We start from the raw sequence: 15,928 nt of genomic DNA on the forward strand, positions 1-15,928 counted from the left end.
TCAGCCTCCACATCACCAGACCACCGCTTCTCAACATCAATCGACGTGGGAGGTTCGTTAACGATCTCGACCTCGATCGTCTTTGTGTCTTTGTTTTCCGTCACTACTGCGCCGTGAGACATGTAGCCATCGACGTCATGTTCGACGAAGGTCAGCGGGATCTTCTCGCCTGTCGCGGCGCCAATAAGGGTACTTGGATCGGGATAGTTGGCTAGCTCAGCCTTCCAACCATTCTCCTTTGTGAGCTTGATGGTCTCAAGTACCTTGTCCCCCAGCTTCACGTCCACCGAAATGCTCTCGGGGCGATCCTTGGGATCATCATTAGCCCACTTCTTTTCCAACTTCAGTTCCCACGGTTCAGGTTCGCCGAAGGTCAAAGTACCGTTGTTTGCGATACCTCCACCCGACATTCCTGTGCCGGTGGCTACGTTATCGGTGATCTTCACAGTCGCAAGAGTCTCTGCAATCGCCTTAGCGTCCTTAGTTGGCACCGACTTGAAGGCAATGTTGTTAGTAACTGTTTCGTTTGGTTTGATGGCAGTGTTGTCCCCATCAGCTGAGTAGCGTGGGACCTGGCTTTCAGCGGACCAGTTACTGTGAATATTGTATATGGAACCGTCCTGGAACCAAGCGCGGGGGCTTCCGCCGAGCATACGCTCAGTAACCTCGACCGCATGGCCCGCTACTGGCTTATCGAATTCGTGTTTGATAATGCTGGCGAAATCATCACCGGCACCGGCGAGTGTCCCCTTGACGACGTTAGGAGCCTCGTTATCAAAAATCGCTACGCCGCGCGTCACGTGCATAACGGTGGAACCCGTGGGGCAATTCCACACGCCACCACCTTGAGCGCTTGCAGGATGGTTACCAGCGCCTATCACGAAAACATCCTTGATTTTATTACCGCGTATAAGGCCGTTATAAATCGTCACCTCGGCCTTGGTGTCGTTGTACATCGCCCCGCCACCCCAAAAGCCTTGCGAGGTGTTGTCGCTCAGAATTGCAGCGTGGATCTCGGCTTTTGTAGTTCCACCGAACGAGATGCCTCCACCGGATTTTGCGGCCGTGTTAGAAGTAATGTCTGCGCCAGATATTTCAACCTTGGTATCATCCGCACTGATTGCCCCGCCGAAACCAGTGGATACGTTCTCTGTGAACGTTGCACCGCTGATGTCCAGCGTTCCTCCACTTTGATACAGGCCACCACCTTCACCTTTATACTCCCCGTTGTTGTTGCCTTGAACAACGACTCCACCTGATAGCGAAACATCACTATTGACAAAGGCAAGACCCGCACCTAACTCTGTGGTGTTCTCCTTAACGGTTCCTCCAGCGATATTCGCTGAGGTTCCCTCACCGTAAACCGCACCCCCGTAGCCATAGGACCGGGGGTGGCTGACAACGTTCCCGGTTAGTGTTCCACCCGTCATCTCGAAGGTTGGATGTCCACCGTCTCTGGCCCATAGGCCAATCGCGCCGCCGTAGCGCAACCCGTGGTTGCCGCTAAGCGTTCCACCCTCTACTCGCACGGTGCCGTTGTAGGCGGTGATTGGAGAGTATTTTTCTTTTTCTACCCCCGCCGGGAGAAGTTTGCCGGACTCATCCGAAACGTTGTTGCCAGAAAACTCAGCGTCTCCACTGATCGTCAGCGTTCCGCCATTAACAAAAACGACCGGGCCGGTTACCGCAGTGTCGCAGATCGCGCCGCCCACAAGGTTCATATCGCCCGCAACGCTAAACTGCGCGTTGGTGAAAGTCGGACCGGATAGGGTGAGCGTTCCACCCTCTTCTACCGAGAACAGCGGGGATCTCTTTCCGCTGATCTTTCCACTACCCGTGAAGGTGACTTGTTTCCCCGCGGGCACAACCAGCGGCTGAGCACCGTCCTCTACGGTGATTTCTGATGCGATTGACAGTTCTGTTGACTCGCCGTCACCAAGACCCTCTACCGCCGTAATAATGTCGTCCCAAGAACTAATACCGGCTGCTTGAGCTACTCCCCCGGACAACCCGACTGTTGCCAGCACTGTGGCCAGCAAAATCCCGAATGACCGCACCCAAGGGCCCCTCATTATTTGCTCCTCTCATACGAGCGACCTCCGGTCTGCTCAACAACGGGCCAGATTACGCGCAACGTAACTTCGAGTCTTTCACATATGGGACTCAATTCCCAAGTCTTTTCGCGATCATTTGGCTTAGCGAGATTTCTTGTGTTTCCGGCCACTTTTCACGCCGGGCGACATGCCGGATCGTATCTGACGATCCCCGCTAGGTGTTGGCTCGCGTTGTGATTATTTTGTCTACACAAAGTAGTATCTTGTTTCTTCGCGATTCCTCTGACAGTATGGCTTTAGTCCTACTAAGCTCTCCGGCCATTTTCCGAGGCTCTTCTTGCGCTCTAAAGAAAGAAGAAAAGTGAAAAGCACAAAGCGTTACAGTTTTCTCCCCGCCTTGTGGGCAGCATGTCTAACAGTATTTCTAGTGGTGATGGGCACCGGCCTTCCTCCGGTTGCCGAGGCCGCGCCAGAATCCCCGGACCGGCAGGTCCTCAAGTGCTATGAAGAGGGTCGGGTTCTGTACTGTGAGCCGGACCGCTTAGAAGAACTCATTGCGCAGGCTGGAACTACTCCGACCAGGATTGAAATTGGTAACGGTACCGAGACTCTGCTGACGAAGACTATTGTCATTCCCGCTGGCGCAGACATTGAGCTAGTGGACGCAGACATATCTCCGTGGTCATCAGAAAGCAAGATTATTCGTGATGACGGTGATTTCACCGGCAGCCTACTGAAGGTTGAAAAGGGCGCAAAACTCACCCTCTCTGATGGCACCGGAAAAGGCGAGGGCATCACTATCGACTCGCGCGCACAATACGACAATGTTGTGACGGGCTCCAGCTTCTCACCCACAATTCTTGTGGAGGGCGAACTGGTGATGAACGCGGGCACCGTTACTGGTGCGCGGAAGCTGAGTGGCTTCTATCAAGGTGCTGTCACGGCGCAGGGCGAAGAATCTAAATTCATTATGAATGGTGGAACGATCACCGATAATCACCGCCTGAAAAACAACCCCGGAAGCGTTCAGCGTGGCGCAGGTAACGTTGCATTGAATTCCGGCGCCACGATGGTTATGAACGGTGGCGAGATCTCCAAGGGCGAAACAGATACATCGGCGGGCGCTTACGGTGAAGTAGGCGGAATTGGCGTCTTTAACGGTGCCCAACCTAACAATCAACGGTGGCAAAGTCACGCAAAACACGGGGTGGATTGGGAATATTAATGTGTTCTCCTGGATCTGGGATTGCCCAGCGCGTGATGAAGACACGACGTCAACGCGAGCAACGTTCGAATTCAATGACGGTGAGATCTCAGAAGGTGATGCAAGCTTTGGTGGCGGTGGCATAAACATCTTCGGAAATGCCGACGTCACGATGAACGGTGGCACCATCGAAAACAACCATGCGGGCAACGGCGGCGGCGTAAATGCTATGGACCTGTTCGTGTGGGGCGCGGCTGGCACTTGGCAGGAAGTTGCCGGGGACGGTTTCAACTGCACCAAGGCTAAATACGGCGAACCGAATACGGAAGCCTGGACCAAACTTTCCCCCGGCGGCTTCACTATGAATGGCGGTAGCATTATCGGCAACAGTGCTTCCCGCACAGGTGGCGGCGTAAACGTGGTTTCCAACGGTGTACACCTTAACGCAGGTACGATCGAGGGAAATACTGCTAGCCAACAGGGTGGCGGTATCTACGTTGCAACCAAGTCGTACACCGCCCATTTCAAGGACACCCTCATCACCAAGAACAGCGCAACCGACGGAGGCTGGGTTGCAGTCGGCGGCGGTGTTTGGCTCTGCCCCACAGGGAGCATGCTGATACACGTCACGAACGGCGTAGCGGTATTCGATAACGAATCCCCAACGACTGCTACCGATCATCACTGGGGCGATGACATTGCGCATGATGCCTATGGAGGCTCCACTTCCGCACGCATGCTTATCGATTCGCACATGCTAGGTGGCGGCGAACCTACCCTGTATAAGGATGGCGGATTCAATCAGCCTCGTTTCGATGCCGAGAATCCTGGTAAGAAGCAGGTGTTCGATGGTGAGGAGAGGGAATCCGACGAAACCAGTGATTATCGGACCTCGCTTCACAACGCGGGCCTCAAGACCATTACTGACCAGAACGCGAAGAATAACGCGAACTCCTGGGCAAGGTTGATTATCACGAAGAACCAGTCTCCGCGCGGTGGCGGTATTGGCTCAAACGGTGGACTTGAGTTTGGAACCCCAGAAAAGACCGAGGTAAAGGTTTCCAAGGCGTGGAAGGACTCTAAGGGCAACGACCTTGTTGACGAAGCTTCTAAGGTTGCTGTCAAGGTGCAGCTGGTGGGATCAGTTGGCGGTGAGAAGTTCTACATTGGCCAGCCGGCAGAGCTCAATGCTGACAACAAGTGGACGCATACGTTCAAGGACCTGCCCAAGACCAAGACCGTCAAAGGTGAGCAGGTAGAGGTCACGTACTCGGTTGAAGAGCAGGGCGTTGACGGAGCCAACACAGTTAAATTGGAGGGCACCGCGCAGGACGGCCTGAAGATCACTGCCCCACGAGCTATATCACCTGTAAACGTGCAGCTCCTGCAATCTACCGACGGCATTAACACGAGCCCCGTGGGTGATCCAGTAGTGCTAGATGAAACGAATGACTGGACACATACCTTCGAAGAACTACCAGCCACGAAGATCACTGGGGACGAGGCTTCCGGGAACACCGAGGAACTCAATATCTCCTACTCCGTCAAGGAGCTGGGCGTGAGCGGATTTACCATCAAGGTAGAAGGTGATACAGAGAAGGGCTTCACTGTCACGAACACCCAGGTACCTCAACCCACGCAGGTGGATGTGACCAAGGTGTGGAAGGACAATGAGGGTAACGATCTTGACGCGGGTTCAACGAAACCGGTTAAGGTCCAGCTGACCAGAACAATCAATGAGGAAACCAACCTGGTTGGTGACCCTGTCGAACTAAACGCTGAAAACGAATGGAAGCACACGTTCACAGATCTGCCTCGGTTCATGATCAGCGACGGCAAGCGCGCAAGAATCACTTACGCCGTTGAAGAGCTCCCCGTTGACGGCTTCACCTCTACGGTTTCGGGCAATGCGAAGGATGGCTTCACCATCACTAACGTGAAGAACCCGCCGACGGAGAAGCCACGCAAACCGATGCCACGCACTGGTGCTGAGATTGGCTCGGCTATTGTCCTCGCACTTGCCCTGCTTGGTGGCGGCGTAGTGCTCGTAAGGCGCAACCGGGAATAACACACCACATGCGTCGCCCAATAAACCGGGTAGCGCATAGCCCGTAATAGTTTGGCCGGCCACTTCAAGTGAAGTGACCGGCCAAACTCATTTAAGGAACGTTGCGCATAATCTTTGCTCTACTCCCCGTACAGCGCAAGGCTCGGCAGTACCGTGACGGCGCGTAATGGAAGCAGGCTCGCCTAGAGCTCGGCTAGACCGGCCTCGTAGGCAATCACATACCCGCGAAGGTCTTGGGGAAGGTATTCGAGGGCGGTATCGGACATCAATCGCATTTGGGGATCTACTCCCCCGTTGTGCTTGTAATACGCCCAGGCGATCGAACCGGTGATGGCCCCCATGGTGTCGGAGTCACCACCCAGCCAGATGGTGTTTCGGATTGCCTGCTCAAAGCTTTCCGATTCGAGGAACGCCTGGATCGCCTGCGGCACGGTTTCCTGGCAGGATTCGTAAAATCCGTAGGTGGGTTTGATTTGTTCGATGGTGAAGTCGAGGTCGTAGAAGTTTTCGCGAATGTAGCCTGCTATCTCCTGCTGTGTTTTACCTGTTTGCGCTAGGTAGATCGCGGCAGCTACAGCCTGCGCGCCTTTAATCCCTTCGGGATGATTGTGTGTGACTTCCGCACTGGCCTTCGCTAAATACAAAGCCTCTTCAAGGCTGGTGGCAAGTTCTGCCGCTGGACACACCCGCATCGCACTACCGTTGCCCCACGAGTTGTAAGGCTCTGGATTCTCTTCGCCTAGCCACATCCCAAAACTGCCGCCGTATGCGCCTTTCGGGTCTGGAAACCTGCGCCCCATCGTTTGCATGTGCGATACGAGGATGTCGTGCAGGTTCTGCTCCGATCTGGTTCGCTCATCGAGTGCCTGGTAGTCCTTGATGGCCATGGCAACCGCGATGGTCATCAAGGAGTCATCGGTGAAGTCCGCTGCTTGAGGAAACAGCTCAAAGTCGTAGGTATCAACGGGCTGGAACTCATAGTCTGAGCCCACAATGTCACCAATAATCGCGCCAATCATCCTCTGCTCCCTGTTCAACTATTGTTGCCGCGGATAGGCATTCTGCATCCAGCTTCGGCAACTATCTTTCGCTTTGCAATCCACTCTATTTCTTTAGGGACGGCGTTAAACCAGAAATCGCTTTACAGCAAGTTGAATCGGCCTAGGCGGTTCTATAAACTCGAGATCGGATCCTAACCCAGTTCGGCTGGGCACCTTGAAAACTAAGGAGACAATTTGTCAGATCCAGCGGCTCTTGAAACCTCTTCAGGTATCGATCAACAGGGCATTGATCTCGTGCCACCACATCGTCGGCACGGAAAAGCTATCGACTTATTCTTCCTCTGGGCCGGCACAACCACGAACATCTTCACCGTCTCTTACGGCGCGCTGCTGGTGATTCTTTTCGGCCTCAGTTTCTGGCAGGCTATCGTGGCGATCGTCGTCGGCAACCTCATCGCCTACCCGCTGTTGGCGCTGGCCTCGTTGCAGGGCCCCAAGACCGGCACGACCAACATGACGATCAGCCGCTCTAGCCTGGGTCCTCGAGGCGGACGAGCAAATGGCCTGTTCTCGTGGCTGATGTTGCTCGGCTTCGAAGCTGCTGGTCTGGTGCTCGTTTATTACGCGATTGCCGCGCTACTAGGCATTTTCGGCATCGATATCTCGGGCGTTACGCAGGTCGCGGGCATCGTGGTGCTCGGCCTTATCCAAATGCTGCTGCCGCTGATCGGCTACAACTTCCTGATGGCAGCGCAGAAATTCGCCACGATCATTTTCGCCTGCGCGTTCGTAATCCTGGCAGTACTGATCCTGCCCAAGGTAAACATCGCGACGGGCGAGGTAGGCGCCGACATCAACGCGATGATCAGCGCGATCAGTCTAGTAGTGGTCTCCGGCGGCCTGAGTTGGGCATGCTCCGGCTCGAACTTCTCACGATATTTGCCCGAAGAAACCAGCCCGTTATCGGTTGGCACCTGGGCCGCGCTGGGCGGTTTCGTGCCGTACCTCTTGTTGCAGAGCCTAGGCGCCGCCATGGCTACGGTCGCAGTCGGCCCCGACGTTGACCTCTCCGACCCGCTAGCCGTTCCCGCGATCTTGCCTGCGGGGTTCTCTGTGCCGTTTCTACTTCTAGTGGGCTTCGGCCTGATGGTACAAAACGGCACCAACCTTTATTCGTCGTCACTTAACCTGCAGACCGCCGGCATCCCGGCAAAGCGCCCGGTGGTTGTCGTCACTGACTCGATCATTTGCATCTTGATCACTATCTTCGCGGTCGCCCAGTCGTCGTTCTACGCGCTGCTGAGCGCCTTCGTCGGTTCGCTGAGCGTCTGGCTAGCACCTTGGATCACGATCTATCTCGTCGATTGGGTCATGAGACGCGGCAATTACGATCTGGCTGGCTTGATGAACGACAAGGGCGGGGTCTACTGGGGCGTCGGGGGCGTGAAGCTGCCCGGATTCGTCTCGCTGATTGCCGGAATGATCGCTTCCGCGCTATTTGCCAACACCGGATATTTCATCGGCCCGATTGCAGCTGCGATCTCGCCGCAACACCCGGAATATGCCCCTGACTTGGCGATTCCCGCCGGGATAGTGGTCAGCGGCGTCCTGTTCATAGCACTCACAATCACCAATAAAAAGAAGAACTTAGGGATCGCGTGACCGCGCGCCCCTAAAGCGAAGGAGTAAAAATGCCTAACCGGCACGTAATGGATGTGGCCTACGGCAGGGCACATGCTGACAAAATCATCGAAAACGGCAAGCTGGTTAATGTCCTAACTGGCGAGATCTATCCAGCAGACGTGGCCATCGCGGACGGCCGTGTGGCTGCCGTCGGCGATGTGTCTGTGCAGAAGGGCCCCAATACCGAGATCATCGACGCCGAGGGCCGCTACCTGACCCCGGGTTTGATCGACGGCCACTTGCACATCGAGTGCTCGAAGCTCTCTGTGACGATGCTCGCCGACATGGTCGCACGTTATGGCACCACCTCGGTCATCTCCGGACTCGATCAGGTGTTGGTCGCCGCAGGCATTGACGGCGTCAAGGAGTTCCTGGCGGAGGCCGCCGACTCGTCGGTACACGTCTGGTGGGGAGCACCGGCTAAGGCGCCCTACACCATCCCCGAGTCCAACGTCGGTTATGCGTTCAAGGCCGAAGACCACAAGATAGCCCAGGAGCTGCCCGAGTGCGTCGGCCTCTGGGAGACGGTTCAGGAGATGGTTGAGGACGGCGACGAGGACGTTCTGGCCGCGATGGACATGGCGGAGAAGAACCGACTGCACGCCTTCGGCTGCGCGCCTCTGGTGGACGCCCGCAGGGTGGCTGGATACGCCTCTTCCGGGGTCGTCCTATGTCACGAGTCTTACTCGCCTGAGGAAGAGCTGGAGAAGATGCGCAACGGCATCGACATCATCATCAGGGAGTCGACCGCGGCCCCGATGCTGCGCGAGAACATCAAGCTGGTCACCGAGATGGGCGCCCCGAGCGACCGTGTCGGTTTCTGCACCGATGACATAACCTCGAGCGATGTGCTTGGCCGTGGCCATCTCGACTACGTGGTTCGCCTGGCCATCGAGTGTGGCGTGACCCCGATGCAGGCAATTCAGATGGGCTCGATCAACACCGCTCGCATGTACAAGCTCGATCACAAGATCGGCTCGATCGCGCCCGGCCGCTTCGCCGACATCCTGTTCGTGGACGACCTGAATGACTTCCGACCCGCACGCGTGATGACCGCTGGCCGCATCGTCGCCGAGAACGGCAAGTCGGTCGTAGCTCCGGTGGCGCCCGAGCGCACCTCGGTTGTGACCGACACCTTCAAGCTGAAGGAAGTGGACGCAAGCCGCATCAAGGTCGAGGCCGAGGGCTCCAAAGCAGTCGTTCAGGCGATAGTGCTCAGCAAGGACGTGGCCTTCCGCCGTCCCGGCGCGGAGATCGAGCTGGACATCGTCGACGGCGTGGTTCAGCCCTGCACCGAAAAGGACGCAATCATGGTTGCCGTCGCCGAGCGCTACGGCAAGACCGACAACCTGCCGGTTGCCTTCATCAACGGTTTCGGTATCAAGAAGGGTGCGATCGCGACCTCCAACTCGCCAGATGACAACAACGTCGTGGTGGCCGGAACCAATGCGGCAGACATGGCCCTCGCCATCAACGAGGTGACTAGGCTTGGAGGTGGCCAGGTGGCTGTTGCCGATGGCGAGGTCATCGGCAGGTTGCCACTGCCGGTAGCCGGCATCGTAGCTGACATTCCAGCTGAGGAGATGGCCGCTGCCGAACAGGAGATGGATCGCATCGCCCGCGAGGAGTTGGGCAGCGATCTGCCGTCGCCGTTCGGCCAGCTGTTGTTCCTGTCGATCACCGCAATCCCGGAGTGGGCGATCACCGATCTGGGCCTGATCGACTGCGTCAAGTTCGTCGTCACCGATCCTGTAATTTCCAGCAACTAGGACTCAAAGTGAAGATTTCACCCTTCGTTCAGAAACTGCCCAAGGTTGAGCTGCACCTACACATCGAGGGCACGCTCGAGCCGGAGCTGAAGTTCAAGCTCGCCGAGCGCAATGGCATCAAGCTCGCCGAGGAAACCCCCGACCAGGTTCGCGAATCATACGATTTCGACGATCTGGCGTCCTTCCTGGCTGCGTACTACGACGGCATGAACGTGCTGCTGACCGCCGAGGATTTTTACGACCTAGCCATGGCATACCTGAGCAAGGCAGCCGAGCAGAACGTGCGCTACGTGGAAATATTCTTCGACCCCCAGGCGCACACCTGCCGTGGCGTCTCGTTCCACACCGTCATCCATGGTCTGCACCGCGCCCAGGTCGAGGCCGAGAAGAAGTTGGGCATCAAGTCGGCTCTGATCATGTGCTTCCTGCGCGACTTCCAGGCCGAGTATGCGATGGCCACGCTGACCCAGGCCCTGGATTACAAGCACTGGATCATCGGCGTCGGGCTGGACTCCGACGAAACTGACAATGCGCCCGAGAAGTTCGCCGAGGTCTTCGCTCGCGCTCGCGAGGAGGGCTTCCTGCTGACTATGCACGCCGACGTCGACATTAAGAACTCGATCGAGCACATCCGCCAGCTGATCGAGGAGATCAAGGTTGACCGCATCGACCACGGCACTAACGTCATCGAGAACCCCGACTATGTGCAGTATCTGGTGGACAACAAGATCGGCCTGACCAGCTGCCCGATTTCCAACACCTGGGTTTCGGACGGCTCCAAGACTCAGCTGATCAAGCAGTTATCTGACAAGGGAATGAAGATCTGCATCAATTCCGACGACCCTGCATACTTCGGCGGCTACATCGGCGAGAATCTGCAGCTAGTTGCCGATGAGTTGGACGCAGATGAGGACTTCCTCAAGCAGCTCTGCCTGAATGCGGTGGATATTTCGTGGGCCACCCCGACGCTCAAGAATCAGTTGCGGGAAGAGATTGCCGCCTGCTAAACCTTTCCAGCAACATAATTGGAGCCTTGGCTCAATGAAGCTGCTCCCCCGCACAGCGCGAAGCTCAACACCCCATCTACGTTATTAATAGCTAGCTTACGGATTGCCGCGGACGTACATCGTCTGCGCAATCCTCTCTAACAACACAATGCGCCCTTAGGTTGGGCTCACCTAAATTGTTCTAGTACTGTTGGCATCATGGACACAAATAAGAACGAACCCCGCCTTCCGCAAAGTGACCGGTCAACCCGTGTTGCGGCAGGCCATTGGGTGCTTGCCCGGGCAGGCAAGCGAGTTTTACGCCCGGGCGGATTGAAACTAACGAATCGAATGTTGGATGCGGCCGATCTATCTGGCAAGAAAGTGTTGGAATTCGCTCCGGGATTGGGACGTACGGCCACGCTCATGCTTGAGCGAGGAATCGCCTCCTACACGGGCGTGGATCAAGATCCAGATGCCACCGCACGAGTGCAGGCAATGGTGGGGCCGAGGGGCACAGTTGTCAATGCCAATGCGCAAGACACCGGCCTTGAGTCCGAATCAGCTCAGGTTGTGGTTGGTGAAGCGATGCTGACCATGCAAGGCGATAAAGGCAAGCGAGAGATCATCGCCGAAGCGTTCCGACTGCTTCAACCAGGCGGTTGCTATGCGATCCACGAACTTGGACTCACCCCTGACAGCATAGACGCGGCGCTTGCGGACCAGTTGCGACAGCGCCTAGCCCGCACGATTAGGGTTAATGCTCGCCCTCTTACTCGCGCTGAATGGTGCGGATTGTTAGAACAGTCGGGTTTTTGTATCGAATGGGTGGGGTATGAGCCGATGGCTTTACTGTCCCCACGTCGTAATCTAGCCGATGAAGGCATAGTCGGAGTTGCGCGAATTATGCGTAACGTTGCGCGTGACAAGGATTTGCGTCGCCGTATATTGGATATGCGCGCAACGTTCAACGAATACCGCGACAGTTTAACCGGCATCGCTATCGTCGCGCGCAAACCCACCGCTAGCCTGGAAGAAAAGGAGATGTGATGATGACTGAACTCAAACCATCATCAGCAGGCGCGCTGGGGTTTATTGAAAACCTTGCGCAGCACGTTGAGTATTGTGCGAACTCAACCACTTCTACAACGCTCATGCGCGCTGAGGGGGTGAACGTGGTGTTGTTCTCGTTCGACGAGGGAGAAGAACTATCCGAGCACACCGCCGCGATGCCGGTGATTGTTCAAGCCCTTGAAGGCGAAATCGAAATCAGCGGGGACGGTAAAACGGTGACGTTGCGTCCCGGCGGAATGGTGCATTTTCCTACGCGCCTACCACATGCGGTTAAAGCACTAACCAAAGCAAAAATGGTGCTTTACATGATGAGCCGACCACCGGCGAACTAAGTAATTCACGCCAATTCGCGCAGGAGCGGACCGGAACCGGTCCGCTCCTGCGCGTTGACTTTAGACAGTATTCACGTTGGTGGGAAAAGCACGTGGGTACTAAAAGTGGGCCCGGCCGGATTCGAACCGACGACATCTGCGGTGTAAACGCAGCGCTCTGACCAACTGAGCTACAGGCCCGTTACCCGCACACGCGCGGGAACAGTCGAAAGCATACTGGACTTGCGTTTCTCGCGCGAATCCCAGTGGCTCTTTGAGACTAAATCAACGACCCCGAGGACGAGCCGTCAAACGAATACCCGCCCAGTCATTACCAACCGAGGCAGCGGACGTGGAATGCAATCCCGCAACCTTCGCAGCTTCTTCAACATCAGCAACAGGAACGGTTCCAGCACGACCCGGCTTCGGGATAAAGACCCAGATCAAACCACCGTCATCAAGGTTCGACAGAGCATCAACCAGAAGGTCGGCAAGATCATCTTCTTCAGCATCATCTGCACGCCACCACACGATGGCACCGTCAACGACATCTCCGTAGTCCTCGTCGACGAGCTGTTCGCCCGTCTCGGATTCAATGGAGACGCGAATCTGCTGGTCAGCATCATCGTCGACGTAAAATTCTTGAACAATCTGTCCCGGTGTGAAACCGAGGCTCACCGCCATGATGAACAACCACCCTTCGGCGTGAGCGCACGGAGCGCTGAAGTATCTAACACCCTTTTATCGTATTGCACATCACTGCTGAAACTCCATTTGTCCACGCCGTGAAGACCAGCGGAAAGGTCGAGCACATCTTCCCGATGGCACAGCGTGCAATAATGAGGCATTACTCATGGGTCAGAAGTCCCTGTAGGGGTCGCATGAAGAGCCCGAACAGTGGACAATAGGAACAAGGTCACGAAGCCGTGCACCACCGTAAAAGCTAAGCAATACCAGAGGGGATTCGTGAGTCACTTGAGCGAAAACCATCCCGTTGTTAACGGCCTGATTAGCCAGGTTCCGGACAACGATCCGGCAGAGACCGCCGAATGGATTGAGTCGCTGTCCGGATTGATCGACGAAAAGGGTGGTCCGCGTGCCCGCTACATCCTGCTTCACATGCTGGATCAGGCACGCCACCAGGGCGTCCATGTTCCGCAGGAATACACGACTCCTTACGTCAACACCATCCCGGTGCACGAAGAGCCCTACTTCCCCGGTGACGAGGCCATGGAGCGCCAGTACCGCCGTTGGATCCGCTGGAACGCAGCCGTCCAGGTGACGCGCGCACAGCGCCCCGGCGTCAAGGTCGGCGGACACATCTCGTCCTACGCATCCGTTGCCACCCTGTACGAAGTTGGTTTAAACCACTTCTTCCGCGGTAAGGATCACCCGGGCGGTGGCGACCACGTCTTCTTCCAAGGCCATGCCTCTCCGGGCCCCTACGCACGTGCGTTCGTCGAAGGTCGTCTTTCCGAAGAAGAAATGGACGGCTTCCGTCAGCAGGCATCGACCGAACACGGTCTGCCCTCGTATCCGCACCCGCGCCAGCTCCCCGACTTCTGGGAGTACCCCACCGTCTCCCTGGGCCTCGGCCCGGCAGAAGCCATCTATCAGGCATGGTTCGACCGCTACCTGCACCTGCGTGGCATCAAGGACACGTCGCAACAGCACACCTGGGCATTCATCGGCGACGGTGAAATGGACGAGCCCGAATCGCGTGGCATGCTCCAGCTTGCCGCCCAGCAAGGCCTCGACAACCTGACCTTCGTCGTCAACTGCAACCTGCAGCGCCTCGACGGCCCGGTCCGCGGTAACGGCAAGATCATCCAGGAACTGGAAGCCTTCTTCAAGGGCGCCGGCTGGAACGTCATCAAGGTCATCTGGGGCCGTGGCTGGGATCAGCTGCTCGCCTCCGACAAGGACGACGCTCTTGTCCACGTCATGAACGACACGCTCGACGGCGACTACCAGACCTTCAAGGCCAACGACGGCGCATACGTTCGCGAGCACTTCTTCGGTCGCGACCCGCGCACCAAGGCCATGGTTCAGAACTGGACCGACGACCAGATCTGGGCACTGCAGCGCGGTGGCCACGACTACCGCAAGGTCTACGCCGCTTACAAGGCAGCGATGGAGCACACCGGCCAACCGACCGTCATTCTGGCGCATACCGTTAAGGGCTACGCTCTTGGTTCGCACTTCGCAGGTCGTAACTCAACCCACCAGATGAAGAAGCTGACGCTGGAAGATGCGAAGCAGCTACGAGATCGTCTACAGATTCCGATCACGGACGCAGAGCTCGAACGCGATCCCTACATGCCTCCGTACTACAAGCCGTCTGAGGACGATCCGGCACTCCTCTACATGAAGGAACGTCGCGAGAAGCTTGGCGGTTGGGTTCCCGAGCGTCGTGACGACCGTCAGCCGAAGCTACCACCGTTGCCGACCAAGCCGTTCGAGGGTCTGTCGAAGGGCTCCGGCCCACTCGAGGTCGCAACAACCATGGCACTCGTTCGCCTGTTCAAGGACCTCTTCAAGGACAAGCAGGTTGGCCGTTACTTCGTCCCGATCATTCCTGACGAAGCCCGTACCTTCGGCCTCGACGCGATCTTCCCGTCCGCAAAGATCTTCAACACGCACGGCCAGAATTACACGGCCGTTGACGCTGACATGATGCTCTCCTACAAGGAATCCGAGCAGGGTCAGGTTCTCCACACGGGCATCACCGAGGCCGGCTCCGCCGCTGCCTTCCAGGCTGTTGGCACCGCATACGCGACCCACAACCTGCCGATGGTTCCCGTTTACATCTTCTACTCGATGTTCGGTTTCCAGCGCACCGGCGACCAGTTCTGGGCTGCCGGCGACCAGATGGCGAAGGGCTTCGTCATCGGTGCAACCGCTGGTCGTACCACGCTCGCCGGCGAAGGCCTGCAGCACATGGATGGCAACTCACAGGTTCTGGCTTCCACCAACCGCGCGTTCGTCTCCTACGACCCGGCATACGCCTACGAACTCCGTTACATCATGGAGGACGGCCTGGCACGCATGTACGGTGAGAACGATGGTCGTGACCCGAACGTCATGTACTACATCACCGTCTACAACGAGCCGATTCACCAGCCTGCAGAGCCTCAGAACGTTGACGTTGAAGGTATCAAGAAGGGTATCTACAAGGTCGAGGATCACTCAGGCCAGGGTCACAAGGTCCAGCTACTCGCTTCCGGCGTGGGTGTGCCGTGGGCACGCGATGCCAAGCGCATGCTTGCTGAAGACTGGGGCGTTGACGCAGCCGTGTGGTCAGTTACCTCGTGGAACGAACTGCGACGCGACGGCCTGGATGCCGACGAGCACAACTTCCTCCACCCGGAGGAAGCACCGCGCACCGCGTACCTCACGCAGAAACTGGCCGGTTGCGAAGGTCCATTCATCGCAACCTCCGACTTCGACACACTGACCCAGGATCTGATCCGCCAGTGGGTGCCCGGCGAGTACCGTGTGCTCGGTGCCGACGGCTTCGGTATTTCCGACACCCGCCGTGCGGCACGTCGCTTCTTCCACATCGACGCTGAGTCGCTGGTCGTTCGCACCCTGCAGACTCTCGCCGATCAGGGCAAGATCGATCGTAGCGTCGTTGCTCAGGCAATTACGCGCTACGACCTGTTCAACTGCGGAATCGATTCTGTTGCAGACCAGGCACACTAAGACGAACTACTACCCTGACGCGGCGCTCAGTCGCCGCGTCAGGCCTCGTCAATAAGACAAACGAAAACTGCTG

General features: G+C 57.0%; 11 protein-coding genes and 1 tRNA gene. 8 read left to right on the forward strand and 4 right to left on the reverse strand.

What is annotated here, in order from left to right; translation table 11 throughout:
- A partial coding sequence (locus tag AC5RE1_RS06420; protein WP_493938465.1) for a Cna B-type domain-containing protein occupies nt 1-2,072 on the reverse strand: 2,072 nt, incomplete at its 3' end.
- 412 nt (nt 2,073-2,484) lie between these two features.
- Between AC5RE1_RS06420 and AC5RE1_RS06425 the strand changes: the two genes are divergently transcribed.
- Nucleotides 2,485-3,279, forward strand: a complete 795-nt coding sequence (locus AC5RE1_RS06425; RefSeq protein WP_493938466.1) for a hypothetical protein — start codon at nt 2,485-2,487, stop codon at nt 3,277-3,279.
- Nucleotide 3,280: 1 nt separating this feature from the next.
- The gene (locus AC5RE1_RS06430) at nt 3,281-5,326 is read left to right on the forward strand and encodes a Cna B-type domain-containing protein (RefSeq protein ID WP_493938467.1); all 2,046 of its coding nucleotides are present in this window, start codon (nt 3,281-3,283) and stop codon (nt 5,324-5,326) included.
- 182 nt (nt 5,327-5,508) lie between these two features.
- On the opposite strand, the gene AC5RE1_RS06435 is transcribed toward AC5RE1_RS06430, so the two are convergent.
- Entirely contained in the window at nt 5,509-6,345 is an 837-nt protein-coding gene (locus tag AC5RE1_RS06435; protein ID WP_493938468.1) for an ADP-ribosylglycohydrolase family protein, read from the reverse strand.
- A 216-nt stretch (nt 6,346-6,561) separates the two neighbouring features.
- On the opposite strand from AC5RE1_RS06435, the gene AC5RE1_RS06440 reads away from it, so the two are divergent.
- The 5 genes from AC5RE1_RS06440 to AC5RE1_RS06460 all read left to right on the forward strand — a co-directional run bounded on the left by AC5RE1_RS06440 (nt 6,562) and on the right by AC5RE1_RS06460 (nt 12,171).
- On the forward strand, nt 6,562-7,989 hold the full coding sequence (locus AC5RE1_RS06440; protein ID WP_006681146.1) for a purine-cytosine permease family protein: 1,428 nt from the start codon (nt 6,562-6,564) through the stop codon (nt 7,987-7,989).
- Nucleotides 7,990-8,018: 29 nt separating this feature from the next.
- Nucleotides 8,019-9,779 carry an adenine deaminase C-terminal domain-containing protein gene (locus tag AC5RE1_RS06445; protein ID WP_285067357.1) on the forward strand — a complete coding sequence of 587 codons (1,761 nt, stop codon included), beginning with the start codon at nt 8,019-8,021 and terminating at the stop codon, nt 9,777-9,779.
- An 8-nt stretch (nt 9,780-9,787) separates the two neighbouring features.
- Nucleotides 9,788-10,786 (forward strand): adenosine deaminase, encoded by a 999-nt coding sequence (gene add / locus AC5RE1_RS06450; RefSeq protein ID WP_103631843.1) that lies wholly within the window; start codon nt 9,788-9,790, stop codon nt 10,784-10,786.
- A 198-nt stretch (nt 10,787-10,984) separates the two neighbouring features.
- Nucleotides 10,985-11,815, forward strand: a complete 831-nt coding sequence (locus AC5RE1_RS06455; protein ID WP_493938469.1) for a class I SAM-dependent methyltransferase — start codon at nt 10,985-10,987, stop codon at nt 11,813-11,815.
- Nucleotides 11,816-11,817: 2 nt separating this feature from the next.
- The gene (locus AC5RE1_RS06460; protein WP_493938475.1) at nt 11,818-12,171 is read left to right on the forward strand and encodes a cupin domain-containing protein; all 354 of its coding nucleotides are present in this window, start codon (nt 11,818-11,820) and stop codon (nt 12,169-12,171) included.
- 106 nt (nt 12,172-12,277) lie between these two features.
- Here AC5RE1_RS06460 and AC5RE1_RS06465 read toward each other — a convergent pair.
- A tRNA-Val gene (locus AC5RE1_RS06465) sits at nt 12,278-12,351 on the reverse strand.
- 84 nt (nt 12,352-12,435) lie between these two features.
- A complete protein-coding gene (locus AC5RE1_RS06470; protein ID WP_006681152.1) occupies nt 12,436-12,834 on the reverse strand; it encodes a DUF3052 domain-containing protein in 399 nt (132 codons plus the stop codon).
- A gap of 282 nt (nt 12,835-13,116) precedes the next feature.
- Here AC5RE1_RS06470 and aceE point away from each other — a divergent pair, with 282 nt between their 5' ends.
- Complete coding sequence (aceE, locus tag AC5RE1_RS06475; protein WP_480939155.1) at nt 13,117-15,855, forward strand: pyruvate dehydrogenase (acetyl-transferring), homodimeric type; 2,739 nt, start codon at nt 13,117-13,119, stop codon at nt 15,853-15,855.
- Nucleotides 15,856-15,928 lie beyond the last annotated feature (73 nt).

Source organism: Actinotignum sp. usb-actsch-rep-73 (assembly GCF_059082735.1).

Bases quoted from the DNA above. Each gene is read 5' to 3' on its own strand.
- AC5RE1_RS06435 (WP_493938468.1), bottom strand. From the start codon at position 6,345: ATGATTGGCGCGATTATTGGTGACATTGTGGGCTCAGACTATGAGTTC.
- AC5RE1_RS06445 (WP_285067357.1), top strand. From the start codon at position 8,019: ATGCCTAACCGGCACGTAATGGATGTGGCCTACGGCAGGGCACATGCT.
- AC5RE1_RS06455 (WP_493938469.1), top strand. From the start codon at position 10,985: ATGGACACAAATAAGAACGAACCCCGCCTTCCGCAAAGTGACCGGTCA.
- AC5RE1_RS06460 (WP_493938475.1), top strand. From the start codon at position 11,818: ATGACTGAACTCAAACCATCATCAGCAGGCGCGCTGGGGTTTATTGAA.
- AC5RE1_RS06470 (WP_006681152.1), bottom strand. From the start codon at position 12,834: ATGGCGGTGAGCCTCGGTTTCACACCGGGACAGATTGTTCAAGAATTT.